The 23,976-nt window shown below is 71.7% G+C and carries 21 protein-coding genes; 7 read left to right on the forward strand and 14 right to left on the reverse strand.

Annotation, left to right across the window (positions count from 1 at the left end; genetic code table 11):
• Nucleotides 1-63 precede the first annotated feature (63 nt).
• Nucleotides 64-990, forward strand: coding sequence for a LysR family transcriptional regulator (locus AC07OQ_RS07475; RefSeq protein ID WP_495052473.1), 927 nt, complete (start codon nt 64-66; stop codon nt 988-990).
• Entirely contained in the window at nt 971-1,921 is a 951-nt protein-coding gene (locus tag AC07OQ_RS07480; protein ID WP_495052474.1) for a tripartite tricarboxylate transporter substrate binding protein, read from the forward strand. The genes AC07OQ_RS07475 and AC07OQ_RS07480 overlap by 20 nt, the downstream gene beginning before the upstream one ends.
• 22 nt (nt 1,922-1,943) lie before the next feature.
• On the opposite strand, the gene AC07OQ_RS07485 is transcribed toward AC07OQ_RS07480, so the two are convergent.
• Entirely contained in the window at nt 1,944-2,621 is a 678-nt protein-coding gene (locus AC07OQ_RS07485) for a TetR/AcrR family transcriptional regulator (RefSeq protein WP_495052475.1), read from the reverse strand.
• 70 nt (nt 2,622-2,691) lie between these two features.
• Between AC07OQ_RS07485 and AC07OQ_RS07490 the strand changes: the two genes are divergently transcribed.
• From AC07OQ_RS07490 to AC07OQ_RS07500, 3 genes are all read left to right on the forward strand, one after another.
• Complete coding sequence (locus AC07OQ_RS07490) at nt 2,692-3,723, forward strand: saccharopine dehydrogenase NADP-binding domain-containing protein (RefSeq protein ID WP_495052476.1); 1,032 nt, start codon at nt 2,692-2,694, stop codon at nt 3,721-3,723.
• Between the two features lie 101 nt (nt 3,724-3,824).
• Entirely contained in the window at nt 3,825-6,632 is a 2,808-nt protein-coding gene (locus tag AC07OQ_RS07495; RefSeq protein WP_495052477.1) for a M16 family metallopeptidase, read from the forward strand.
• Nucleotides 6,633-7,021: 389 nt separating this feature from the next.
• Nucleotides 7,022-7,750, forward strand: a complete 729-nt coding sequence (locus AC07OQ_RS07500) for a hypothetical protein (RefSeq protein ID WP_495052478.1) — start codon at nt 7,022-7,024, stop codon at nt 7,748-7,750.
• Nucleotides 7,751-7,857: 107 nt separating this feature from the next.
• On the opposite strand, the gene AC07OQ_RS07505 is transcribed toward AC07OQ_RS07500, so the two are convergent.
• Together AC07OQ_RS07505 and AC07OQ_RS07510 are read right to left on the reverse strand one after the other, a co-directional pair.
• A complete protein-coding gene (locus AC07OQ_RS07505; RefSeq protein ID WP_495052479.1) occupies nt 7,858-9,255 on the reverse strand; it encodes a patatin-like phospholipase family protein in 1,398 nt (465 codons plus the stop codon).
• Between the two features lie 262 nt (nt 9,256-9,517).
• Nucleotides 9,518-10,429, reverse strand: coding sequence for a LysR family transcriptional regulator (locus AC07OQ_RS07510; protein ID WP_495052480.1), 912 nt, complete (start codon nt 10,427-10,429; stop codon nt 9,518-9,520).
• A 184-nt stretch (nt 10,430-10,613) separates the two neighbouring features.
• Between AC07OQ_RS07510 and AC07OQ_RS07515 the strand changes: the two genes are divergently transcribed.
• The gene (locus AC07OQ_RS07515) at nt 10,614-11,480 is read left to right on the forward strand and encodes an MBL fold metallo-hydrolase (RefSeq protein ID WP_495052605.1); all 867 of its coding nucleotides are present in this window, start codon (nt 10,614-10,616) and stop codon (nt 11,478-11,480) included.
• A 38-nt stretch (nt 11,481-11,518) separates the two neighbouring features.
• Entirely contained in the window at nt 11,519-12,013 is a 495-nt protein-coding gene (locus AC07OQ_RS07520) for a GNAT family N-acetyltransferase (protein WP_495052481.1), read from the forward strand.
• 13 nt (nt 12,014-12,026) lie between these two features.
• On the opposite strand, the gene AC07OQ_RS07525 is transcribed toward AC07OQ_RS07520, so the two are convergent.
• The 11 genes from AC07OQ_RS07525 to AC07OQ_RS07575 form a co-directional block, all read right to left on the reverse strand.
• On the reverse strand, nt 12,027-12,404 hold the full coding sequence (locus tag AC07OQ_RS07525; RefSeq protein ID WP_495052482.1) for a VOC family protein: 378 nt from the start codon (nt 12,402-12,404) through the stop codon (nt 12,027-12,029).
• A 22-nt stretch (nt 12,405-12,426) separates the two neighbouring features.
• Nucleotides 12,427-12,888 (reverse strand): thioredoxin family protein, encoded by a 462-nt coding sequence (locus AC07OQ_RS07530; protein WP_495052483.1) that lies wholly within the window; start codon nt 12,886-12,888, stop codon nt 12,427-12,429.
• Nucleotides 12,889-12,902: 14 nt separating this feature from the next.
• Nucleotides 12,903-13,385 carry a GNAT family N-acetyltransferase gene (locus AC07OQ_RS07535; RefSeq protein WP_495052484.1) on the reverse strand — a complete coding sequence of 161 codons (483 nt, stop codon included), beginning with the start codon at nt 13,383-13,385 and terminating at the stop codon, nt 12,903-12,905.
• Between the two features lie 82 nt (nt 13,386-13,467).
• Nucleotides 13,468-13,971: a GNAT family N-acetyltransferase gene (locus AC07OQ_RS07540; RefSeq protein WP_495052485.1), complete on the reverse strand. Its 504-nt coding sequence runs from the start codon at nt 13,969-13,971 to the stop codon at nt 13,468-13,470.
• 36 nt (nt 13,972-14,007) lie between these two features.
• Nucleotides 14,008-14,901 (reverse strand): alpha/beta hydrolase, encoded by an 894-nt coding sequence (locus AC07OQ_RS07545; protein WP_495052486.1) that lies wholly within the window; start codon nt 14,899-14,901, stop codon nt 14,008-14,010.
• Nucleotides 14,902-14,909: 8 nt separating this feature from the next.
• A complete protein-coding gene (locus AC07OQ_RS07550; protein ID WP_495052487.1) occupies nt 14,910-15,449 on the reverse strand; it encodes a BON domain-containing protein in 540 nt (179 codons plus the stop codon).
• 1 nt (nt 15,450) lies between these two features.
• Nucleotides 15,451-15,879 carry a DUF3052 domain-containing protein gene (locus AC07OQ_RS07555; RefSeq protein ID WP_495052488.1) on the reverse strand — a complete coding sequence of 143 codons (429 nt, stop codon included), beginning with the start codon at nt 15,877-15,879 and terminating at the stop codon, nt 15,451-15,453.
• Between the two features lie 120 nt (nt 15,880-15,999).
• Complete coding sequence (locus tag AC07OQ_RS07560; RefSeq protein ID WP_495052489.1) at nt 16,000-17,712, reverse strand: alkaline phosphatase D family protein; 1,713 nt, start codon at nt 17,710-17,712, stop codon at nt 16,000-16,002.
• Nucleotides 17,709-21,779, reverse strand: a complete 4,071-nt coding sequence (locus AC07OQ_RS07565) for a GMC oxidoreductase (RefSeq protein WP_495052490.1) — start codon at nt 21,777-21,779, stop codon at nt 17,709-17,711. The genes AC07OQ_RS07560 and AC07OQ_RS07565 overlap by 4 nt, the downstream gene beginning before the upstream one ends.
• A complete protein-coding gene (locus AC07OQ_RS07570; protein WP_495052491.1) occupies nt 21,745-23,532 on the reverse strand; it encodes an ATP-binding response regulator in 1,788 nt (595 codons plus the stop codon). The genes AC07OQ_RS07565 and AC07OQ_RS07570 overlap by 35 nt, the downstream gene beginning before the upstream one ends.
• On the reverse strand, nt 23,522-23,926 hold the full coding sequence (locus AC07OQ_RS07575; protein WP_495052492.1) for a response regulator: 405 nt from the start codon (nt 23,924-23,926) through the stop codon (nt 23,522-23,524). The genes AC07OQ_RS07570 and AC07OQ_RS07575 overlap by 11 nt, the downstream gene beginning before the upstream one ends.
• Nucleotides 23,927-23,976: the final 50 nt, after the last annotated feature.

Consider the following 23,976-nt stretch of genomic DNA (forward strand, 5'->3'; position numbering starts at 1 on the left):
CCTTAGGTTCCGTGCAACATCGCGTCAAATATACTGACAACGCAAGTTGAATATGTTTTTCATATGGACCTTCGCCAGCTGCGCTACTTCGTGACCGTGGCCGAGACGGGCCACATGACCCGTGCCGCCGCGCAGCTGGGCATCCAGCAGCCGCCGCTGAGCCAGCAGATCAAGGCGCTGGAGCAGCAGCTCGGCATGAGCCTCCTGCTGCGCCACCCGAAGGGCGTGGCGCTGACCGATGCGGGCCGCCTGTTCCTGGCCGAGGCGCGGCGCTTGCTGCAGGATTTCGGCGAGATGCGCGAGCGCATGGCGCGCCTGGCCAGTGGCCAGCAGGGCCTGCTGCAGGTGGGTTTCACCAGCTCGGCCGCCGCGCATGCCTACACGCCCGAAGTGCTGCGCGCCTGCCGCGGCCGCCATCCCGGCATCGCGCTGACGCTCAGCGAGGACAGCGCCGCCGCGCTGATCGAGGCGGTGGCGAAGGCACGCCTGCACTGCGCCTTCCTGCGCGTGCCGGTAGCGCGGCCGGAAGGGCTGGTGTTCGAGACCCTGCTCAGCGAGCCGGCCCTGCTGGCCGTGCCGCTGGACCACCGCCTGGCGCAGGGCCCGCGCGTGCGCAGCACCCCGATCGCCTGGGCGGACCTGGACGGCGAGGCCCTGATCCTGGTGCGCCGCCCCGGCGCGCCCGGGCTCTATGCCAACCTGCTGGCGCTGTGCGAGCGCGAGGGCGTGCAGCCGCGCATCGCCGCCGAGGTGGAACGCATGATGAGCAATGTCAACCTGGTGGCGGCCGGCGCCGGCATCTCGATCGTGCCGGCCTCGATGCGCGGCGTGCATGCGCACTCGGTGCTCTACCGGCCGCTGCCAAAGAACGCCGCACTGGAGGCGCCGCTGACCCTGGCCTACCGCATGGCCGACCATGCGGGGCCGATGCAGACCTTCCTGAACCTGGCGCGCCAGATCGCGGCCGAGCATGCGACTGCGGCGGCGTGAACTGCTGAGCGCGGCCGCGCTGGCCCTGCCCGGCGCCGCGGCCTGGGCCTGGCCGGAGCGCCCGATCCACCTGATCGTGGCCTACCCGCCCGGCGGCGTCAGCGACGAGACCGCGCGCCTGCTGGCCCAGGGCCTGTCCGCGCGGCTCGGGGTGCCGGTGCTGGTGGAAAACCGCGCCGGCGCCGGCGGCGTGGCCGCGATGGAGGCGCTGGCGCGCGCCGCGCCGGACGGCCACACGCTGTGCTACTCGGCCATCAGCCCGCTGGTGCTCGCGCCGCTGCTGATGAAGCCGGCCTACGACCCGCAGCGCGACTTCCAGCCGGTGATGGCGGTGATGCACACCCCGGTGCTGCTGCTGGCCGGCGCGGGCGTGCGGGCGCACACGCTGGCCGAGCTGCTGGCCGCGGCGCGCGCGGCGCCGGGCAGCCTGCGCTGGGCCACCTCGGGCCAGGCCACCGTCGGCCACATGGTGCTGGAGCAGGTGGCCCGGGCCGCCGGCGTCACGGTCACCCATGTGCCCTACAAGGGCGGCGGCCAGCAGCTCAACGACGCGCTGGGCGGCCAGTTCGAGATCCTCAGCTCCAATGTCGCGCCGCAGCAGCTGCAGTACCTGCGCCAGGGCCGGCTCAAGGCCATCGCGGTGGGGGCGCCGCAGCGCCTGGCGGCCCTGCCCGAGGTGCCCACCCTGGCCGAGCTGGGCTTCGCGCGCGCCAACCTGGTGTTGACCTTCGGCATCTTCGCGCCGCGCGGCGTGCCGATGGCGCGGGTGCGGCGCCTCAACCATGCGTTGAGCGAGCTGCTGGCCCGGCCCGCGCTGGCCGAGCGGCTGGCCGCCAGCAGCAATCTGCCGGGCGGCGGCAGCCCCGAGGACTTCGCGCTGCGCATCGCACGGGAACGCGAGCACAGCCTGCGGCTGCCCTTGGCGCGCTGATCCAGCACTGACCTCGCCGCGCTCAGCCCCCCGCCCGCGCTGCGGCCAGCAGGGCCTGCAGCGCCCCCTGCAGCACGGCCGTGGCTTCCGCGGCGCTGAGCAGGGCCGAGCTGACAAAGGCGCCGTTGACCAGCACCGCAAGCTGTGCGGCCAGTGGGTCGGGCCGGGCCACGTCCAGCCGCCTGGCGATGTCCTGCAGACGGCCGCGCAGCGCCAGCATGTGGCGCTGCGCGACCTGGCGGGCCGGGTGCTCCTGCTCGGCGAACTCGGCGGCCACATTGATCTGGGGACAGCCGCGGTAGTTGGCGCGGGCGAGGCGCTCACCGATCCAGCGCATGTGAGCGGCCAGTTCGCCGGCGGGGTCGCCGGCATGCTGCGCGGCCACGCCGTCCCACAAGGCCCAGAACTCGAGATCCTCGCGCTCCAGGAAGGCGACGATCAGATCGTCCTTGGTGGGGAAATAGCGGTACAGGCTGGTCTTCGCCACCGCCGCTTCCTGCACGACCAGATCGACGCCGACGGCGCGCACGCCGCGCTGATAGAACAGGGCCGACGCGGTGTCGAGGATCCGGTTGCGGACATCGGGGACCGGCTCGGCCGCGGCGCCGCCCGCGGCTCTCGCCGGGCGCTTCAAGGCCGCGGCGGCACGGCCGGTCACGGCGGGGTCGCGTGGCAAACGGGGAGCAGGGGGGGTGCGCATGCTTGACATGCTACAGACCTGTCTGTAATCTTCAAAGAACAGACAGGTCTGTATCTTTTGGAGAACCGCCATGCATCCCCTTCCCATCGGCCCGTTCATCGCCGTCTACGGCGCCACCGGTCACACCGGTCAATTCGTCGTCCATGAGGCGCTGCGCCGCGGGCTGCCGGTGGTGGCGGTCGGGCGCGACGCCGCGCGGCTCGAGCAGGCGTTTCCCACGGCGGCCGTGACCCGGCGCGTGGCCATGCTCGACGACCCGCTGAGTCTTGAGACGGCCTTCGCCGGCTGCGCGGTGGTCATCAACTGCGCGGGCCCCTTCCTCGACACCGCGGCGCCGGTGGCGCAGGCGGCGCTGCGTGCCGGCTGCCACTACATCGACGTGACGGCCGAGCAGGCCAGCGCGCAGGCCAGCTTTGCCGACCTCGATGCGCCGGCGCGCGCGGCCGGCCGGGTCGTGATGCCGGCGGCCGGCTTCTATGGCGGCCTGGCCGACCTGCTGGCCAGCGCGCTGGCCTCGGCCGGCCCCATCGACGCGATCACGGTGGCGATCGCGCTCGACCGCTGGTGGCCGACCGCCGGCACGCGCGAGACCGGCGAGCGCAACAAGGTGCCCCGCGTGGTGGTGGAGAACGGCCGCCTGACGCCGCTGGCGCCGGCGGCCGAGGCGCCGGACTGGGCCTTCTCCCTGCCGCTGGGCCTTCAGCCCATGGTCGAGCTGCCGTTCAGCGAGATCATCACGCTGGCCCATCACCTGCAGGCCGGCACGATCCGCTCGCTGCTCAACCGCTCGGCGCTCGCCGACATCCGCGATGCCGCGACGCCGCCGCCCACCGCGGTGGACGACAGCGGGCGCTCGGCCCAGCGTTTCGAGCTGGTGCTGCGGCTCGTGCAGGACGGCGTGACCAAGACGGCCGGGGTGCGCGGGCAAGACATCTATGCCGTGACGGCGCCAATCGTCATCGAGGCCGCCCAGCGCCTGCTGGCGCCCTCGTACCGGCACAGCGGCGCGCTGGCGCTGGCCGAGGCGGTCGACCCCGATGAGCTGCTGCGCGCGCTGCATGGCCGGGCGCTGGAGGTGTTCGGCGACGCCCTGCCCGGCTGAGAAGATCGCGCGCCGCGGAGCCTGCCGGCCTGGCTTTCGCCGGGCCGGCGGCCATGCTGCTACCCTGTGCGCCGCGCATCCCTTCACAGGAGCAGAAACGCATGCAATTGATGTTCACGATCCGCCGCGTCGCCCTGGTGCTCGGCGCGAGCCTCGTCGCCATGAGCGCCGCCGTTGCCCAGGCGCCGCTCGAGGCAACGCAGGGCCGCCCCAAGTTGCCTCAGCCCCCTCGGGGGGCGGGCGGGGCGCAGCCCGGCCCTGGGGGAGCGCTGACGCCGGTCACCAGCGTCGAAGGCATCACCGAGTACCGCCTGCCCAACGGCCTGCAGCTGCTGCTGGCGCCGGACGCTTCCAAGCCCAGCACCACGGTCAACGTGACCTACCGGGTCGGCTCCAAGCAGGAGAACTACGGCGAGACGGGCATGGCCCATCTGCTGGAGCACCTGATCTTCAAGGGCACGCCGACGCACAGGAACGTCTGGGCCGAGTTCGAGAAGCGCGGTCTGCGCGCCAATGGCAGCACCTGGCTGGACCGCACCAACTACTTCGCCAGCTTCGCCGCCAACGACGCCAACCTGCAGTGGTACCTGGGCTGGCAGGCCGACGCGATGGTGAACAGCTTCATCGCGCGCAAGGACCTCGACTCCGAGATGACGGTCGTGCGCAACGAGATGGAGATGGGCGAGAACAACCCCGGCAACATCGTGTTCGAGCGCCTGATGGCCACGATGTACCAGTGGCACAACTACGGCAAGAGCACGATCGGCGCGCGCGCCGATGTCGAGAACGTCGACATCCCGCGCCTGCAGGCCTTCTACCGGCAGTACTACCAGCCCGACAACGCGACGCTGATCGTCTCCGGCAAGTTCGAGCCGGCCAAGGTGCTGGCCTGGGTGCAGCAGAGCTTCGGCAAGCTGAAGAAGCCGGCGCGCAAGCTGCCGCATCTCTACACCCTCGACCCGGTGCAGGACGGCGAGCGCCTGGTCACGGTGCGCCGCACCGGCGGCGTGGCCAGCGCCACCGCGGCCTACCATGTGCCGCCCGGCCCGCAGCCCGACTATGCGGCCGTCGAGGTGCTGAACCTGATCCTGACCGAGCCGCCGGCCGGCCGCCTGCACAAGGCCCTGGTCGAGGGCAGCAAGACCGCCGCCTCGGTCAGCGCGTTCGCCGCGCCGCTGCACGACCCCGGTTTCACGATGATCGGCGCCGACCTGGCACCCGAGCAGTCGCTGGATGCGATGAGCCAGCAGATGCTGCAGGTCATCGAGGGCCTGGCGGCCCAGCCGATCACGGCCGATGAATTGAAGCGCGCCCAGACCCGCTGGCTGAACCGCTGGGAGCAGCAGTTCAGCGATCCCGAGCAGGTCGGCACCGCGCTGTCGGAGACGGTCAGCCAGGGCGACTGGCGACTGTTCTTCCTGCTGCGCGACCGCATCAAGGCGCTCAAGCTGGAGGACGTGCAGCGCGTCGCCAGGGAGCGCCTGATTCCGGCCAATCGCACCTTGGCCCATTACATCCCGACCGACAAGCCGCTGCGCGCACCGGCCCCGGCGATGGTCGACGTGGCCGAGCAGATGAAGAGCTTCGTGCCCGCCGCGGCGCAGGGCCAGGTGGCCGCCTTCGACGCCTCCCCCGCCAATATCGACCGGCAGACCCAGACCCATACGCTGGCCAGCGGCATGAAGCTGGCCCTGCTGGCCAAGCCCACGCGCGGCCAGGCCGTGCAGGGCCTGCTCACCCTGCGCTGGGGCGACGCCGAAAGCCTGAAGGGCCTGCGCGCCGCCGCCGACGCCAGCGCCGCGCTGCTGGACAAGGGCACGGCCACGCTGGACCGCCAGCAGCTGCGCGACCGGCTCGACGCGCTGAAGGTCGAGTTGCAGGTGGCCCCCGGCAGCGAAAGCGTCGGCATCGCCTGGGTGACGCGGCGCGAGCATGCGGCCGAGGCCGTCGCGCTGATCGGCGAGATGCTGCGCCGGCCCCGCCTCGCACCGGAAGGCCTGGAGGAGGTGCGCGCCCAGGCCCTGGCCGCGCTGCAGGCGCAGCGCCAGGAGCCGCAGGCCGTGGCCGCCAACGCGACCGCCCTGGCCTTCAACGGCCCCTACCAGCGCGGCGACGTGCGCCATGCCCGGACCTTCGACGAGATCGCGGCCGACACCCAGGGCGTCAAGATCGAGCAGGTGCGCGCATTCCACCAGCGCTTCTACGGTGCCTCGAACGCGCAGCTGGGCCTGGTGGGCGACTTCGATGCCGCGGCCGTCAGGCAGGCGGCCGACCAGGCCTTCGGCGACTGGAAGTCGCCCTCGCCCTTCACGCGCGTGCCGCGCCCCAGCATCAACCTGCCCGGCAGGCTGCAGCTGCTGGCCACGCCGGACAAGCAGAACGCCGTGCTGGCCGGCCGCATGCCGCTGGCCCTGAGCGACGAGCATGCCGACTACCCCGCCCTGTTGATGGCCAACTACCTGCTGGGCGACGGCGGCGACTCGCGCCTGTGGAAGCGCATCCGCGAGAAGGAAGGCCTGTCCTATGGCGTCTGGTCCTATGTGCAGTGGAGCACGCTGGACGACAACTCGCCCTGGAACCTGGGCGCGATCTTCGCGCCCAGCAACCGCGCCAAGGTCGAGACCGCGCTGCGCGAGGAAGTGGCCCGCGCGCTGAAGGACGGCTTCGGCGCCGACGAGGTGACTTCGGCCAAGCAGGCCATGCTGAGCCAGCGCCGCCTGCAGCGCGCGCAGGACGCCGGCCTGGCCCAGACCCTGGCCGCCAATCTCTACCTCGGTCGCACGCTGGCCAAGAGCCAGCAGGTCGACGAGGCGCTGGCCAGGCTGACGCCCGAGCAGATCAACGCGGCGCTGCGCAAGTACTTCAAGATCGAGGACTTCCAGCTGATCTTTGCCGGCGACTTCAAGTAGAGGGTGATCGATCGCCCGCGAGCCCGGCACCGGGCACGCGAGGAGCGGCCTGCGGGCCGCTTTTTTTTGGCGCTTTGCGTGTTGTTTGGTGATGCTGAAATGACGACGGCCTGGGCGCAGGAGGACGGGCAGACCTGCTTGGCCTTGCGTTTGGTTTTCTCCGCGAGAGCCCAGCGGTGGAGAAGCCGGGACGCCTCGGTGCAGGCTGCGAACCGGCACCACCGGCCGTTTGAATGAACCGCAGCCGACAGCGATGGGGCTTGCCCCTGCGATCGACTCCCGGTTACCCTCGTCGCCAAATGTCATCGTTTCGCCACAATTTTTCGATAGGACCCGTCGAAGCGGATGCGAGGGTGCTGTCGTGGTGGCGGGCTCTTCGCGCGCTTGCCGTGCTGAATGTTTGCCTGTGGCTGGCCGTACTGCACCTGGGGCCCGTCAGCGGTGTCCACGGAGGGCTGCAGCTGGCCTTGTCCGGTGTCTACGTGCTGGTGTGCGCCTACCGCTCGGTGCTTCCTCGGGTGGACCTCGAGCGGCTGGTGGTCGTGGACACGCGACTGTCCAGCATCTTCCTGGGCCGCGCCGCAGCCACGGTCGCCGAGATCTGCTTCGCGCTGCAGCTGGGCTTGCTGGTCCATCAGCTGGGCATGCATGCCGGCATGCCCTGGGTGCAAATGGCCGCGTGGGCGGTCCCGGTGTTCATGGTGGTGGCCCAGGTCTTCTGCTGGCACAGCGTATTGACGCTGAACCACATCACCCAGGCCGTCGAATCCATGCTCTGGGCCGCTGGCTTCTCCTGGATGGCGGCCCTGCTGGGCGTCATCGCCCTGGGCAGCAGCGGCTGGGTCAACTCGCTGGCCATCTTCGGGATCCTGGGCTCGCTGTCCTTTGTTGCCTATGTCCTGGGGGTGGATGTGCCGATGTACTGGCGTCGCTACCAGCACGGCCGCGCTCGCGGGCAGGCCTACATGCGCCTGGACCAGGGCGCGCGCGACGCTTGGCAGCGCCGCGTGCCAAGCGGCAGCTGGGCGGCCTGGAAGGCCGATGCGCTCTGGCTGACGCCCTACTTCAGCTTCGGCGTCTGGGTCAGCATCGCCATGGTGTGCGTTCCCAGCGCCTGAGGACCACGAAGGCGCGAGCCCGAGGCATCGCGGGCGACGTCTGGTCGGCCGCTCAAGGCGCTTCCATCGACGCAACAGCCATTGAGATTCGCGTCACCGATCTGCGTCTACCGGGTCGCTGGATTGCGAAGACGCTGTACGAAATTGCGCAGGACCCTTGACGCGACCGTCGCTTGCCGCCCGCCCTCTATGGCGGCATCGATGCTCTCCCGAGGCAGCGCCAGGCGCGTCTCGATGGCTGCAATCGTCGACCTCAGCGGGGGGGCGACGTGACTGACCGAGATGATGTCGAGATCGAACTGCACGTCGCTGCAGTTCCACCCCTTCGCCACGCCGCCAAGCGCTTCGAGCTCGCTGGCCGTCAGGCTGCAGCGATAGGTGACGATGGCGTCTCGCCATGTGTTGAGCACGGTATGGAACGAGTCTGCCGCCAGTCGAGCCGCAGCGTCGATCGCTGCATCCGTAGCGGCGATCGCGGAGTCGATGCCACCGGGCCCCTCCTGGCTCAGGGTCCAGTCCCCGCTGGGCCCGCGGCCGGCGTCGACGATGAGGAACACGAGGCGGCGCAGTCGTACCGCATCGCGCTTGCTCATGGGTCCGTACGGCGTCTGCAAGACTGACCGCGAAATCAGGATGCTGGAAAGACCGAAGTTGTCGGTAATGCCGCCATCGACCAGCTTCACGAACTGCGTGCGATCGGGAGCTCGATAGCTCTGTTGCGCCAGTGCGGCGGAGCGAACCAGCCGCGGTGCGGACGGGTCGGCAATCGCTGTGGCAACGAATCCCTGAAGCTCGGTCGGACACCCCACGGGATAGGTCTTCAGGACGATCGGAGAGAACACCAAGGGCACGGCCATCGACGCGGCCACCGCATCGGCCAGTGGGTAGCTGCGGATGTCGCTGCAGATCGCGTTGAACAGCGGCGGGATGAAGGGAAAGCTGGTGCGGTGGTAGAGGTCGCTTGCATTGATCCACACGTCGGGGCGGCCGCGCCGGTACAGCTCGGCGAAGGTCGCGCCGCGAAAGACGTCGTTGTCGAGCGCTTCGGCGAAGTTCGAGCGATCGTTCAGGCCACCCGTCAGTAGCCGAAGGAGATTGAAAGGTGACGAGGCGGAAACACGCATGGTCCGCTCGAAGTCGCGGTACAGCACCTCGTCGCGATAGCGCGGCAGCTGGTCGCGCCCATACAGGGCAAAGTAGGTCGAGGTCAGGGATCCACCCGACACGCTGCTGATGAACGTCACGTCGTCCAGCAGATCGCCGCGCGGTGTCTTGATCTCGGCCAAGCCGTGCAGCACACCGGCCGAAAAGGCGGCCGCGCGCAGACCCCCGCCGGAGAAGGACAACGCGACCACGGTTTCGCCGACGAAGTCTCGTGGCCGGTCCATGTCGACCGGCGTGCCCGGCCGTAGCGGCAGGTTCCTCGCAGGATTGAACACGGCCGTGGCGCAACCGGCGATCGTGCAAGCGAGCAGGAGCGTCGAGATCGACTTGGCCAGGTTCATTCGATGGCGCCTCGTGCGCAAGCCTGCGAGGCTGCCAACGGACCCGCGAGGAGGAAGAGACCGGGTTCGCATTCGACGACTCCTTGATGTCGTGCGCCAAGTTCGTGCGACGCCGGTCGATTCTGAAGCCTTGCGGTGGGATGCGAAAGCCATCGTTGCGCGCGGCCGGCGCGACGCCCCCGCAGCGCGTCGCGCCGTGCAATGTTGCGTGCTTGACGCAGCCCCCAGGGCCATGAGGCCATGCGCGACGCCTGTTCTCACCTCAGCCCGCATCCCAGTAAGGCCGCTCCGGATCGAAGCGCGCCGCCAGGAAGTCGACAAAGGTCCGCAGCAGCAGCGGCTGGTGGCGCCGGCTGGTGTAGACCGCGTGGATGCCCAGCTGCTCGGGTTCCCAGCCGGGCAGCAGGCGTGTGAGCGCGCCGCTCGCCAGCGCCGGGCCGGCCAGGTAGCTGGGCAGCAGCGCGATGCCGGCGCCGGCCAGCGCGCCCTGCAACAGCACCGTGGCCTCGTTGGCGCGCAGGCGCGGCGGTGAAGGCAGCGCCACGGCCTCGCGCGCGCCGTCCCGCCATAGCAGCCACTCGTCCACGCCGAAGCGCGCATGGCCCAGGCAGGCATGGGCGCGCAGCTGCTGCGGCTCGGTGGGCGTGCCGCGCGCCGCCAGATAGCTTGGGGCCGCGCAGAGCACCGAGCGGCAGACCGTCAGCCGGCGCGCGATCAGCGCCGGGTCCAGCTCGTTCGTGATGCGCAGCGCCAGGTCGATGCGGTCCTCCACCAGATTGACCGCATGCTCCGAGGCCAGCAGCTCGAGCTGGGTCTGCGGATGGGCGGCCAGGAAATCGGCCACCGCCGGGGCCAGGTGTTGTTGGGCGAAGGACATCGAGGCGCTGATGCGCAGGCGCCCGCTGACCTGCTGCTGGCGCGCGCCGGCCGCCTGGCGCGTCTCCTCGGCCAGCTCCACCAGCTGGCGGCAGCGCGGCAGCGCCTCCAGCCCGGCGTCGGTCAGGCTCAGGCGGCGCGTGCTGCGCTGCAGCAGGCGCGCGCCCAGCCAGCGCTCCAGCGCCTCCAGCTGGCGCGTGGCCATCGCGCGCGAGATGTCCAGCGCCTCGGCCGCCGCCGTCAGGCTGCCGCGCTCCACCACCTCGACAAAGACGCTCATCGCTTGCAACCGGTCCATATGCTCGAATCATGCAACAAACCTGTCGCACAACCGCTGTTTATCGGATGAATCGGCGCAAATACAGTCCACCACAAGCCATCCCTCAAGACAGGACCGCATGATGAACACCACGACCGGCCTCCCCCGCCTCCTCCCCCGCCTCCTCCACCGCCTCGGCCTCGCCAGCTCGCTGGGTCTGGCCATGCTGGCCAGCGCCGGCGCCCAGACCGCCCAAACCTCCCAAGCCGCCACGCAGGCCGCCGCCGCGCCGCTGGAGCTGAGGGTGATCAACCATGGTCCGGCCAGCTTCCATGTCAACTCGGTGCTGGTGCTGGGCGCCAAGGAGGCGCTGCTGCTGGACGCCGGCTTCACCCGCGCCGATGCGCTGCGCGTGGCCGCCGCGGTGCTGGACAGCGGCCGGACCCTGACGAGCATCTACATCTCCGCCGCCGACCCCGACTACTACTTCGGCCTGGAGGTGCTGAGGCAGGAGTTCCCGGCGGCCCGCATCGTCGCCGCCGCGCCCACCTTGAAGAAGATCGAGGCCTTGCTGCCCACCAAGCTGCAGGTCTGGGGCCCGCGCCTCGGCGCCAACGCGCCGCGCCGGCCGCTGCTGCCCGAGGCGCTGGCCGGCCACACGCTGACGCTGGAAGGCCAGGCCCTGGAGATCCGCGGCCTGGACGACGCCCTGCTGGCGCATCGCAGCTATGTCTGGATTCCGTCGATCAAGGCCGTGGTCGGCGGCGTCAACAGCTTCGGCGGCCTGCATGTGTGGACCGCCGACACGCAGAGCCCGGCCGAGCGCGCCGCCTGGCGTGCCAGGCTGGACGAGCAGCTGGCGCTGCGGCCGGCCGTCGTCGTGCCCGGCCATATGCTGCCGGGCACGGCCCAGGACGCCTCGGTGCTGCGCTACACCCGCGACTATCTGCAGCGCTTCGAGGCCGAGCTGCCCCGCGCCGCCAATGCCGCCGCGCTGATCGAGACGCTGAAGGCCGCCTACCCGCAGGCCGGACTGGGCATCGCGCTGGACATCGGCGCCAAGGTCAACAAGGGCGAGATGAAGTGGTAAGCAGGCCGTGCTGAGTGCGGGCCGGCTATGCTGGCCCGATGACGCCCCCGCTGCCGCTGCGCATCGCCCCCACCGACCCGCAGGGTCCCGAGGCCCTGGCCCTGCTGCAGGCGGCGGCGCTGGAGGCGCGCGCGCTCTACCCCGAGCTGTTCGCGCCCGATGCGCCGCTGCCCGGCAACGACCCGACGCCGCAGGGCGGGCTCTACCTGCTGGCCCGGGACGCGGCGGGCCGCGCGGTCGGCTGCGGCGCGTTCCGGCCGCTGGACGGGCGGAGCGCGGAGCTGCGCCGTCTGTATGTGCTGAAGGCCGCACGCCGCCAGGGCGTGGCCCGGGCCCTGCTCGCGCGACTGGAGACCGAGGCGCGGGCCATCGGCTATCGCCGCCTGGTGCTGGAAACCGGCTACCGGCAGCAGCCGGCGATGGCGCTGTACCGGCGCTGCGGCTTCCGCCCGATCGCGCCCTTCGGCGAGCATGTCGGCGACCCGACCAGCCGCTGCTTCGAGAAGCGGCTCCCGGGCTCGCGGGCGCCCTGATCCGCCGCGGGCCTCAGGAGCCGGCCGGCGGCTCCCACAGCTCGATGCGGTTGCCCTCGGGGTCCATCACCCAGCCGAACTTGCCGTACTCCGACTCATCGACCTTGGCGTCGACCGCGCAGCCTTCGGCGCGCAGCTGGGCCAGCAGGCCGTGCAGATCGGCGACGCGGTAATTGATCATGAAGGGTGCGGTGCTGGGGTCGAAGTAGGCATTGCCCTGCTCCATCACGCTCCAGACCGTCGTGTCGCCGCCGCCGCTGCTGAAGGCGCAGCCACCCCAGGGCTGCACGTCGATGCCCAGATGGCGGCGGTACCAGTCGCGCAACGCGGCAGCATCGCGCGCCTTGAAAAACACGCCGCCGATGCCCGCAACCTTGTGTCTGCCGTCCATCGGTGCCTCTCCTTCTTCGATCTCAGGCGCCGTTGCCGGCAACCATCTTGCTGAAGAACTCGTAGATACCCTGATCGCCCATCTTGCGCGCATCGGCCAGCTCGCCGGCGCGGGTGGCATAGATCGGCTGCCCCTGGGCCGACAGCACGGCCACCGCCGGGATGCCCTTCTTCAGCACGATGCCATAGGCCTCGGCGATGTCGGTGTTCTTCGTGAAGCGGCCCACATCGACCTTGACCACCTTGAACTGCCTGGCGATCAGCGGCGCGGCGGCGCCCTCCTTGAAGGCCAGGTCCAGCACCTTGCAGTCGCCGCACCAGTTGGCACCGAACACCACCAGCACCGGCCGCTTGTCCTGCTGGGCGGCCGTCAGCGTGGCCTTGATCTCGGCCCGGGCGTCGGCGGCCTCGTCATAGGGGCCGGTGGCGGCCAGGGAGGCCGCGCTCGCCGCGGCCAGCAGCAGGGAGGCAAGAAGCTTGCGCATCGCTTGGTGTTCCATCATGGCTTAGAAGGCGCCGATATTAGCCCGGGCCGGCGCAGCTCCAGCCGCAACTCGCCCGTGCCGGTGCGCGCCACCTCGCGCCAGCCGCGCCGCGCGTAAAAGCGCTGGGCCCGGGTGCCGGGGCCGGTGGTGAGCCACAGGCGCTCCAGGCCCTGCGCCCACAGCCAGTCGACCATCGCGTCATGCAGCCGCGTGCCATGGCCGCGCCCCTGGGCCTCGGGCAGCACGAACAGCGCCCAGATATTGCCCGACTGCGCATTGCCGATCGCGAAGCCGAGGATCTCGCCGTCGGCGGCCTCCACGACCCAGCCGCGGCCCGAGTCCTCGATCTCGGCGCGCACCTCCGCGTCGCTGATCTTGCCCGGCGCGAGCCGGTTCTCCTGCACCGCGTAGCGCACGCGCCAGATGGCGGGAATGTCGGCCGCCCGGGCCTGGCGCAGCAGGGCGGGCCGTGGTTCGTCGATCGGTGGTGGGTTCATCGTTCGGGGAGCGCGGGTGATCGGGGGCACCTGGCGCCGATTTTCGCGCCGGCCGTCATGCCGGCCATCGTGGCGGCGGCCATCAGCCCGACGGCTCCGGGCTGTTGTCGAAGCATTGCAGATGGCCGTCCCAGCGCTCGTCGTGCAGTTCGTGCTCGACGAAGCGACCCTGCGTGTAGCGGCCGATCACCGCGCGCCAGAAGGCCCGGGCCGCGTGGTTCAGCGGCATCTGGCCGACCTCCCATTTGCCGCGGTGCCGCTCGAAGATATGGACCGCCGCCCGCGCGCCGACGCCCAGGCGGCGGTAGCGCTTCATCACGAAGAACTGCCCCATCCAGAACTCGTTCTCCGGCAGCGACACGTCCGGATCCACCAGGCCGAAGCCGGCGTACTTGCCGTCCACCAGGAACAGGTAGGCACGCAGACGCGGGTTGCGCAGATAGCGGTCGAGCGCAAAGCCGTACTCGCCATGCAAGTTCAGGTCCTGCGGCCAGACCTCGGACAGGTCGTACTGGTACAGCTCCAGCAGGCGGGCCAGCACGGGGCGGTCCGCCCATTCGGCGACGCGAAAACTGATGTCGGGCATGGCGGGCTCCATGGGGCAGCGCTCATTCGTCCGTCGTCATTGTGCGGCCGGCCGCAGATGCCGGTCGAGGAAGGCGGCGACCGTCGCCTCGTAGGCGGTCCGGTCGAACTCGTGCAGATCGACATGCGCGGCCCCGTCCACCACCCACAGCGCCTTGGGAGCGCGGGCCGCGGCATAGAGGCGTCGGGTCTGCGCCAGCGGCGTGTGACGGTCCAGCGCGCCGGCGACCAGCAGCACCGGGGCGCGCAGCGCCGGCAGCGCCTCGATCGGCCGCAGCCGCTCCGGCGCGATGCCCGCGACCAGCGGCAGCTGCCACAGCAGCAGCGGCGCCAGCGGCGCGGCCCACGCCTGCAGATGCGGCCCCAGGTGCAGGCGCAGCCGGGCCGCCACCGCGTCCTCGATGGTGGGGTACATGGCCTCAAGCACCACCGCGCTGGGCGCCGGATCGTTGCGCGCCAGCACAAGGGCGGCGGCGCCCAGCGAGACCCCGATCACCCCCACCCGCTCGCCCGGCAGCTCGCGCGCCAGCAAGCCCAGCGCGGCCCGCACGCCCTGCGCCTCGTCGGCGCCGAAGGTGATGCGATCGGCCGGGCTCTCGCCATGCCCCGGCAGATCGATCAGCAGCACCGCATGGCCCGCCCGGCTCAGAAACGCGGCACGGCCCAGCATCTGGCGCCGGTCGGCGCGCAAGGCATGCAGCAGCAGCACGGCGCCGCCGCCCGGGCGCCCGCGGATCAGCCAGCCGCCGACGGGCCGGCCCTCGGCCGTGCGCAGCCGGATCGGGGTCGCAGCCAGGCCCGGCGGCGGCGCGCCGACCGCGCCCAAGACCGGGCGGCTCAGCACATGCCCTGCCAGTCCGAGCGTCGCGGCCAGCAGCGCCGCCGCCAGCAGCAGTACCGTGAGGATGATCCGTCGCGCGCGCATTGCCATCGGCCGGATCAGCGCGCGCCGCTGCCGGGCGGGGCCGGCGGCATGACACGATAGGGCACGGAGCCCGTCGGCGTGCTGCGGACGATGGCGATCGCCTGCTGGACATGCGGCAGGGACCGGGCCAGCGCTTCCAGCGCCGCGGCATCGCCGGCCCGAGCGACGCAGCCCTCGATATACACCACCCGGCCCTGCACCGTAGCCCACAGCGCGCTGCCGGGGAAGCGCACTGATGCCGCCGCGTCCCGGAACGCGGCCGCCAGCGCCTGCGCGATCTCCGCGTCGTAGGCATAGGCCCTGGGCCGCTCGGCCTCGCCCGCCAGCCAGGCCGTCGTGCCCTTCTCGGCGCGCCGGTGCGACTGCTGCATGCGCTCCCGCTGCGTGACAAAGGGTCCGGCCGGCTGCGGGCAGTCCGTGGCGGCATCGGCGCCGGTCAGTTGCAGGAATGGGTCCTCGAACCAGTTGCGCAGCGCCATGTCCTCGTCCTGGCCGATGGCGCGGCCGGCCGACGCGAGCAGCAGGGCCAGGGCGCCGGCGGCAGCATTGCGCATCTCAGCGCAGCGCCTTGCGCACGACGAGCAGGAGCCCGGACCAGACCGCATCGATCGCGCACACCTTGACATCGACCCAGCCCAGCGGCAGGGCCAGCGCGCGGATCCGGTCTTCCGTGACCGTCGTGGGCAGCCTGGCCGCCTTCTTGGGCCAGGAGATCCACAGGATGGCATTGGGCCGCAGGCTGGCCCGCAAGGCGCCGAGCTGTGCCGCCAGTGATTCCTCATGCATCACGAAGACATGCGCGATGTCGACCTGCGGCCCGGCCTGGTCCATGAACGTCACGCCCTCGGGCAGCGGCCGCAGCAGCGCCGCGAAGCCGGGCGGTGCATCGATCAGCAGCAGCCGGCTCGCGGCCTTGATGCCCAGCTTCCTCGCGAGCGGCGTGCCCGAGTAGCCGGCCGGACTGGGTGCGGGCGGTTCAGCCATGCAGCTGCTCCTGGATTGGATGCCGGAACCGCATGATCTTCGCAAATCGCCGCAAACGTTCATGGCAGACCATGGACCGGCCCCTCTCGCTCCCTGTCTTGCGGTTTCCAACGCCTTCGCTCAAGCCCTGCCAAGCCAGAACTCCCCGTCCGGCGCCGGCCAGCCGGCATCGTCCACCCCGATCTCGCCGCCGGCCTCGTGCAACGCCCGCCCCGCCCGGTCGAACCAGAGCCTGAGCCGGCCGCCGCGGCCGCCACGGTCGGCGCGCAGCAGCGCGAAGCCGTCGCCCGGGAAGTCGGTCCAGGCGCTGACCGTGCAGCGCAAGACCTGGCCCTGCGGGCCGGGGAAGCTGAAGCTGTCGGGCGCGGCAAGGTCGGCCGGCCGGGTGACCGCAAAGGGCCAGGGCGTGTAGAGGCCCGAGCTGTGGATGCTGAGCAGGCGCACCACATCGCCGCCCTCGCCGTCAGCATCGCCTTCGCGCCGGATCTCGGCGCTGACATAGCCCGAGCGGTGCTCGTCGCCGGACAGGAACACTACATTGTCGGCACGCCGCGCCCACAGCGCGCCGAGCAGCCAGTGCAGGCTGGCCGGATAGCCGTCCCAAGCGTCGGAACGCAGGGCGCTGGCCGGATGCTCGCGCGTGGCGCGGCGGCGCGGCAGCAGCAGCGAACCGGTCAGCACGAAACGCGGCCGGCCGGCCTTGTCGTCGGCCAGCCATTGCTCGAAGCCCGCCCGCTGGGCGGCGCTCAGCATCTGGGCCTCGGCCAGCCGCGCCGCATGGCGCGGCTGGCGCTCGGTGCGCGCATCGCCGACGAAGAAGGCCGCGCCGCGCCAGTCGAAGCGGTACCAGAAATGCTCCAGCACGCCCGCCCGCTCGCCGGCCTCCCAGCGCGCCGCCCAGGCCGCGGCCAGGGCCGCGTCGACCAGTGGGCCGCGCCGCTGGCCACCGGGTGCAGCCGGGTCGGCGACGGGCTCCCAGTTGTCCTCGATCTCGTGGTCGTCGGGCGCATGGACGATGCGCGCCAGGCTCGGCGGCAGATGGCGCGGCAGACCGGCCTTGAACTGCTGGTAGGGCCGCGCATAGCGGTCAACGCTGTTGCGGCCGTCGGCCAGACCGCCCGTCGAATCGGCATAGATCTGGTCACCGGCCAGCAACAGCAGCGAGACCTGGCGGCCGGCGGCCGTGCCGCGCGTGAAGGCCACCAGGCGCGCCAGGGCGGCCTGCCCGGGGCCGGCCTTGGCGGGATCGGCCTCGGCACCCAGGCTCATGTCCAGCATCTGCGGCGGGTACTGGCAGGCCGCCAGCACCAGACTCAGGCCGCCGTCGGCGCCTGGCGCCGTCTCGTCCTCGGGCGGCAGCGGCGTGAGCGCATGGCGCAGCGCCAGCCAGCCCATCGCCAGCGCGGCGCGCAGCGCCGCCTCCAGGCCGGCCTCGCCGGGTTCGCCCTCGCGCTGCTGGCCGCGCAGGTCGGCATAGACGAACAGGCACAGCAGGCCGCAGCGCCGCCCCTGCGCATCGCGCTCGGGCGGAAAGCGCTCGGCCGGCACGCTGCCGCGCAACGCGTCGCCGGGCGCGCCGAAGGCCGCATGCTCGAAGGGCTGCAGCAAGACCTGGCCCTCCAGCGGCTGGTCCTCCGCCAGCGGCCGCAGCGCTGCGCCGTCCTCCCGGACCGGCAGCCAGGCCCACAGGCGCGGCCAGCCCTGCTCGGGCCGCAAGGCGGTCAGCACGCGCACCTGGTCGGCGCCGGTCTCCGGGCAGACCGCGCGCGCGCGCTCGACCCGGTGCAGCGGCGGAAAGACGCTACAGAGCTCCGGCATCACCGGCGGCGTCATTGCAGCTCCTCCTGCAGGAAGGCGATGATGGGCGGAAACACCTCGGTTGCCAGGTTGCGGCCGATCAGGCAGTCCTGGTGGCCATGCCCGGGCACGACGAAATGCTTGTAGCGGCCCGGCGCGACGCGCTCATAGAGATCGGCGGTCAGCGCGCCGCTCTCTGCCTGGCACAGGCCGTTGTCCTGGCCATGCACCGAAAGCACCGGGAAGGCCTGCAGCTGGGCCAGGCTCTTGGCCATGTCGTCGAGATACAGGCTGGCGCCGCGCCAGTCGCTGATCTCGTGCTGGCGCGCGAAGTGCACGGCCTGGGCCACGGTGTCCATGTTCAGCGGACCGAAATGGTCGTCGATGAAGTCGAACACCGGCTGGTCGACATTCCTGATCGCGAAGTCGCGGCCGTAGAGCAGGTCCATGCGGTGGCGCGTCGCGGTCCAGGGCGTCTTGCGGAAGCTCGGGAAGGGCGGGTTCTCGATGTCGAACTCCTCGTCCGGGTAGGGCAGGCTGGCCAGCAGGCGGTCGATCAGCTGGTCCAGCAGACCCAACGGCGCGCTCTGCGGCCCGCCCGGCCGGAAGCTGTAGTCCTCCAGCGGCAGATAGGGTCGCAGCCACTGCATCAGGTAGGCGCGCAGCGTGTTGGTTGGCGAATAGATCATCTTCGGCGTGACCTGCGAGATCACCAGCCGGCGGATGCGCCGCTCCTTCATCAGCTTCTCGCGCAGCGGGAAGAAATGCTCGCAGCGCTGCGCCTGGGGCTGCAAGAGGGCCATGTGCAGCATCACCGAACCCATGCAATGCGCCAGCACGTCGACATTGGCGCGGCCGGTGGCGCGCAGCACATGGTCCACCGCCACCGGGATGTCGTTCAGCGCGCATTCCTCGAAGGTCCAGGGCAGCTTCGCGGTGGGCAGGCCGGCGCTGGTGCGCATGTCCAGCACCCAGATGTCGAAACCGGCGTCCCACAGCAGCTTGGCCGGTCCGGGCTGCACCGAATGATGGGCGAAAGTGGTGCCGCTGGCGCTGTAGCCATGGATCATCAAGAGCGGCTGGCCATGCGAGCGCTCGGCCGCGCGGTAGCGCGTCAGGCGCAGCATCACCGGCTCTTGGTCATCCGCGCGCGGCTTGCGGTCCACCGGCTCGCGCGAGGCGCCGGCATCGCCCCAGCGGCCCACCGCGATCTCGCGGATCTCGGGCGGCGGCAGGCCCGGCAGGCCTTCAGGCAGGCGCTTGATCTCGCGCGGCGGCGCGGCATCGGGCTTGCGGAAGGTCCAGATGTGTACGTCGATCAGCAGGCGCAGCAGATAGGCCACGAGCGAGCCCAGGTCGCGGATCGCGCTGGGCAGGTCCTGGGCCTGGGTGATGCGCAAGAGCGGCTGGCGCTGGCGCTCCAGATAGAACAGGTCCAGCTCCAGCTCGGGCCGGCCGCCGCCGTCGATGGCCTCGAAGGGCCCGTTCTCCAGACGCATGCGGCCGAGCTGCATCCAGGGGTTGCCGCGCCGCGTGTAGCTGATGCGCTTCAGGCCCCGGAGCTCGAGCCCCGCCAGGCCGCGGGTCCCGGGCGGCCCCGCGGCCATGCCGACGCGGATGTCGTATTCCATCAGCCGAATCTGCCCGCCATGCGTGGCCAGCGCCAGCGCATTGCGGGCGCGCGCCCTGACGGTCTGCCAGGCCGAGGGCGCGCCGGGCTTGGCGGCCTCTGTGCCGTTCAGGTAGGCGATGGCCGACTGCCAGCTGTCGCGCCAGCCGCGGTTCAGGAACCAGGCCTTCAGCGCGCGGCAGCGGCGCCGGCGCGGCGTGGAGGCCTCGCGATGGAACACAGCCAGCTCGGCGCGCTCGAGCGGCGCCACCCACAGCGCATCGGCATCGGCGCGCTCGGCATGCATCCACAGCTTGCCGGTGCCGCGCGCGCTGCCGGCCTTGACCACCATCCAGCGGCCCGGCGCGACCGGATCCGGCGCGGCCTCGAACAGGCGCAGCCGGCTCTCGGGCGCGCCGACCAGCCGGCGCTGCGGCCCGGCCTGCAGCAGCTGGCGCACCGGCAGCGGCCGGTAAACCAGGGTCAGTTCCAGATAGCGCGGCGCACCGTCCAGACTCACGAAACCGCCCAGGCGCTCGCGGACCTCGATCAGGGTCGGCAGCTGCGGCTCGGCCCTGCCGGGGTCGAGCTCGCGGTAGACCGGCCGCGGCCCGGGCTTGGGCAGGACCGCGTCGGGCGCGTCGCGCAGGCCCCAGTGGCGCTGCAGGGTGTCGAGCGCGCGCAGCGCCAGGGCCGTGATGGTCAGCGCCGGGTTGATGCCCAGGGCCGTGGGCAGGATGGAGCCGTCCAGCACCGCCAGGCCCGGATGCACGGCATTGCCGGCCAGGCCGATGAAGACCTGACCCCATTCGTCGACCACGCCATGCGCCGCATCGTCGGCCATCGCGCAGCCGCCCAGCGGATGCACGGTGATCATGGGCCCGCGCTGGTCGCCCAGCAGGAACTCCATGTCGGCCGGCAGCAGACGCCACAGCGGATTGGCCAGCAGCCGGGCGCCCTGCTGGTGCAGACGCGCCGCCAGCCATTCATGGCGGCGCTGCACCTCGGGGTCCTGGCGCGCCGAAGGCCAGTCGACCCACAGGCTGCCGGGCTCGGCCGGCTCCTCATCCTCGTCCGGCAGGCGCAGCCGGCCCTGCGCGCCGTCCAGGCCCATGATGGCCACCGGCAGCAGATGGGCGCCGCGCTGCGGGCGCACGCTCAGCGGGTCCTCGAACTCGACGCCGGCCGCATGCACGCTGTCGTCCGGCCGGGCCAGCGCGTCCAGCGACTCGGCCAGCGCAAAGCCCTCCTCCAGGGTCCAGCGCAGGCCGCCGGGAATGGCCAGGTCCTGGACGACGAAGCCGCCCTCGGCGCGCGCATCCAGCATCGCGGTGATCGTCGGCCCGGCCTGGCGCGCGGCCGGCGCCACCGCCTCGTCGGCCAGCGCGCGCAGCGGCTCGCGGGCGTCGAGGCCCAGCGCCAGCACATCGCCGTTGCCGCTGAACTGCCGGCCCAGCCGGTCGGACAGCTCCAGGCCCGCGGCCTTGGAGCGCATCAGGATCTCGCTGCTGCCCAGGGTGCCGGCGGCCAGCACGACGCGGCGCGCGCGCAGGCGCAACGGCCGGGTCGGCTCGCGCTCGTGCAGCAGCTCGTCGGTATAGCGCAGCAGCACGGACCAGCCCTCCGGCCCGGGCGCCGCGTCGCGCTCCAGCCGCAGCACCGTGGCGCCGGTGATCAGGCGCACGCCGCGCTGATGCGCCTGCAGCAGCAGATTGGTGTCCAGCGAGGCCTTGGCGCCATGGTTGCAGCCGGTCGCGCAGTCGCCGCAGGCGATGCAGCGCTTCAGGTCCAGGCCCGCCGGACTGACCGGCCGCTCGTCCAGCGCCACCGTGATCGGCACCGTGCGCGCCAGCGCCGGGTCGAGCTTGCGCAGGAACTCGGCGCGGCGCGGCGGGTACGGGTCCAGGCGCTCGATGGTGTTGGGCCGGCCCGCGGCGTCCAGGCTGCCCAGCGCGCGGCCGGCGCGCGCGTACCAGTCGCCCATCTGGCCGGGGTCGCGCCGCAGTCCGGCGGGCCAGGCACCGCCTGCGAAGACCTCGGGCCGGGCCGGCTCCATCACCCCGGCATTGATCAGCGAGCCGCCGCCCAGGCCGTTGGCCAGCGCGACGCACATGTCGGCGCCGACCCGGAAGTCGAACAGGGCCTCGCGATAGCCGCGCACCGCGCCCGAGCCCGGGGTGGCGAAGCGCACATGGCCCGGCAGATCCGCCATGCGCTCGGGAAAGGCGCCGGCCAGGTACTCGCGGCCGCGCTCCAGCACCGCGATGCGCAGCGCCTGCCCGTCCTCGCCGCGGCAGCGCGAGAAATGCTCCGCCGCCGCCGCGCCGCCATAGCCGCTGCCGACGATCAGGATGTCGAAATCCAGCCCGCCCGGCGCGGCCGCTCCTGCGAGCAGGCTCTCCAGCGGCTCTGACAGCCAGCGCGCGGCCTGTGCCGGGCGCCTGGACGCTGCGTCCTCTTCAGCCGACCGTTCCGGTTTCTCCCCGAACCGCATGTGTGACATTCCCTCGCTCCGCGATCGCTGCCCGGATGGCAGCCACCAGTTGTTCCGCCGATACCGGCTTGTGCAGCAAGGTCAGCCCGGCCGCATGGGCCTCGCGCAGGCGCTCGGGCGCCGTATCGCCGCTGATCAGCACGGCCGGCAGCCTGGGATGGGCCGAGCGCAGCGAACGGATCGCGGCCAGGCCATCGTCCGCGCCGCGCAGGCGCAGGTCGCTCAGCACGATGTCGGGCGTTTTCGTCAGGCCCTTGACCATGGCTTCGCGGGTACTGCCGGCCAGCAGCACCTCGCAGCCATAGCTCTCCAGCAGGGTCTGCATGGCCTGACGCACCGGCTCCTCGTCGTCGATCACCAGCACGCGCAGATTGGGCAGGCCCAGCCCCTCGCCGGCATCCAGCGTCGCGGGCGCATGGCGCGACTCGGTGGCCGCGATGCTGAGGCTGAAGCAAGACCCGACCCCGTATTGCGACTCCATCTCCAGATGCAGGTCCAGCAGGTCCACCAGGCGGCTGACGATCGACAGCCCCAGGCCCAGGCCCTTGGCGCGGTCGCGCTCGGGGTTGCCGATCTGGTAGAACTCCTCGAAGACGCGCGCCTTTTCCTCGTCGGCGATGCCGACCCCGGTGTCGCGCACCGCCACGCGCCAGAGCTCGCCCTGGCGCTGCGCGCTGATGTAGATGCCGCCGCTCTGGGTGTACTTGATCGCGTTGTCGATCAGATTGCGCACCACCCGCTCCAGCAGCACCGGATCGCTCTCCACCCAGGCCTGCGGCGGGCAGTCCAGGTGGATGCGCAGGCCCTTGCTGAGCGCCGCCGGCACGAATTCCTGCTGCAGCCGGGTCAACCAGCCCGACAGCGAGAAGGCCTCGTTGCCGACCTCCACCACCTGGGCATCGAGCTTGGAGATGTCCAGCAGCGCGTCCATCTGCGAGGCCAGCGAGCGCAGCGCCATGTTCATATTGCGGGCGATCTCGGCGCTGGGCTCGTCAAGGGGCCGCATCGTCAGCGCCGCGCCGAACAGGCTCAGCGTGTGCATGGGCTGGCGCAGGTCGTGGCTGGCCGAGGCGAAGAAGCGCGTCTTGGCGCGGATCGCCGATTCGGCCTGCTGCAGCGCCAGGCGCAGCTGCTGGTTGTTCTTCAGCTGCTGGGCACGGATATCGACCGACTCGACGAACACCCGCCAGGTGTCGCGCGCCAGGCTGGCCAGGATCCAGGCAAAGCCGGCGATCAGCCCGCCCAGCACCCAGTCCACCCAGCCGACCGGATGGACGCTGGCGCCGCCGCTGACCCAGGCCAGACCGTTGGCCAGCGAGACCGGGATCAGGAAGGCCAGGAACACGCGCGCATTGCCCGCCGTCGTAGCCACCGCGCCGGCGCACAGGCCCAGCAGCAGGATGGTCTGCACCATGCGCTGGTAGTCCGACAGATAGGGCGCGAAGCCCAGCGAGGCGCTGAACACCAGGCCGTTGAGCAGGCTCAGGCCCTCGGCCCAGCGCAGCCGGCGCGGCAACGGCTGCTCGTCCATGTCCGGCAGCCGCCCCAGCAGCCACCAGCGCAAGCCGAGCACCGCGAACACCAGGCTCACCCACACACCGGAGAACCAGGGCGAGACCCGGTCGCCGGCCATCACCGCGATCAATACGGCGGTCAGCCCGACCGGATAGGGCACGCGCCGGCCCTGCTTGGCCAGCAGTTGCAGCAGCGCCTCGTTGACGCCGACCTGTTCGGGCGCGATCTCAGCGGCCATCGCCGGCGCTCCCGATCGTGGCCGCGTGATTCGGCGCCGCGACCCGCTCCAGCAGGCGCTGCAGCGCCTCCAGGCTGGCCGCCGGGTCCATGTCGGCGGGCAGGAAGTCGTCGGCGCCGGCCGCCAGCGCCGCGCGCCGCAGCGCCGCATCGGGCAGGCCGCTCAGGGCCACCAGCAGCACGCGCGGAAAGCGCTGGCGCAGCAGGGCGAGGCCGGCCAGGCGATCCTCGCCCCGCACCGGCAGGTTCAGCAGCAGCAGATCGGGTGCCAGCGCGGCCTCGGCCTCGGCCGGCTGCGCCCGCTCCTCGCAGCAGGCCTCGGGCCGCAGCGCCCGCAGCAGCACGCGCAGGCCCTGCCGGAACATGGCTTGGTCGTCGACGATCAGAATCCGCATGCGCTGCGCCTCCTTGCCCTTGTTTTTATGGCTGCTTGCCTCGCGAAGCG

The organism is Roseateles sp. GW821-FHT09B06, assembly GCF_059418245.1.

Bases quoted from the DNA above. Each gene is read 5' to 3' on its own strand.
- AC07OQ_RS07535 (WP_495052484.1), bottom strand. From the start codon at position 13,385: ATGAACCCACCACCGATCGACGAACCACGGCCCGCCCTGCTGCGCCAG.
- AC07OQ_RS07545 (WP_495052486.1), bottom strand. From the start codon at position 14,901: ATGGCAATGCGCGCGCGACGGATCATCCTCACGGTACTGCTGCTGGCG.
- AC07OQ_RS07510 (WP_495052480.1), bottom strand. From the start codon at position 10,429: ATGGACCGGTTGCAAGCGATGAGCGTCTTTGTCGAGGTGGTGGAGCGC.
- AC07OQ_RS07575 (WP_495052492.1), bottom strand. From the start codon at position 23,926: ATGCGGATTCTGATCGTCGACGACCAAGCCATGTTCCGGCAGGGCCTG.
- AC07OQ_RS07560 (WP_495052489.1), bottom strand. From the start codon at position 17,712: ATGACGCCGCCGGTGATGCCGGAGCTCTGTAGCGTCTTTCCGCCGCTG.
- AC07OQ_RS07515 (WP_495052605.1), top strand. From the start codon at position 10,614: ATGCTGGCCAGCGCCGGCGCCCAGACCGCCCAAACCTCCCAAGCCGCC.
- AC07OQ_RS07490 (WP_495052476.1), top strand. From the start codon at position 2,692: ATGCATCCCCTTCCCATCGGCCCGTTCATCGCCGTCTACGGCGCCACC.
- AC07OQ_RS07570 (WP_495052491.1), bottom strand. From the start codon at position 23,532: ATGGCCGCTGAGATCGCGCCCGAACAGGTCGGCGTCAACGAGGCGCTG.
- AC07OQ_RS07525 (WP_495052482.1), bottom strand. From the start codon at position 12,404: ATGGACGGCAGACACAAGGTTGCGGGCATCGGCGGCGTGTTTTTCAAG.
- AC07OQ_RS07520 (WP_495052481.1), top strand. From the start codon at position 11,519: ATGACGCCCCCGCTGCCGCTGCGCATCGCCCCCACCGACCCGCAGGGT.
- AC07OQ_RS07480 (WP_495052474.1), top strand. From the start codon at position 971: ATGCGACTGCGGCGGCGTGAACTGCTGAGCGCGGCCGCGCTGGCCCTG.
- AC07OQ_RS07540 (WP_495052485.1), bottom strand. From the start codon at position 13,971: ATGCCCGACATCAGTTTTCGCGTCGCCGAATGGGCGGACCGCCCCGTG.
- AC07OQ_RS07550 (WP_495052487.1), bottom strand. From the start codon at position 15,449: ATGCGCAATGCTGCCGCCGGCGCCCTGGCCCTGCTGCTCGCGTCGGCC.
- AC07OQ_RS07505 (WP_495052479.1), bottom strand. From the start codon at position 9,255: ATGAACCTGGCCAAGTCGATCTCGACGCTCCTGCTCGCTTGCACGATC.
- AC07OQ_RS07495 (WP_495052477.1), top strand. From the start codon at position 3,825: ATGCAATTGATGTTCACGATCCGCCGCGTCGCCCTGGTGCTCGGCGCG.
- AC07OQ_RS07555 (WP_495052488.1), bottom strand. From the start codon at position 15,879: ATGGCTGAACCGCCCGCACCCAGTCCGGCCGGCTACTCGGGCACGCCG.
- AC07OQ_RS07475 (WP_495052473.1), top strand. From the start codon at position 64: ATGGACCTTCGCCAGCTGCGCTACTTCGTGACCGTGGCCGAGACGGGC.
- AC07OQ_RS07565 (WP_495052490.1), bottom strand. From the start codon at position 21,779: ATGCGGTTCGGGGAGAAACCGGAACGGTCGGCTGAAGAGGACGCAGCG.
- AC07OQ_RS07485 (WP_495052475.1), bottom strand. From the start codon at position 2,621: ATGCGCACCCCCCCTGCTCCCCGTTTGCCACGCGACCCCGCCGTGACC.
- AC07OQ_RS07530 (WP_495052483.1), bottom strand. From the start codon at position 12,888: ATGCGCAAGCTTCTTGCCTCCCTGCTGCTGGCCGCGGCGAGCGCGGCC.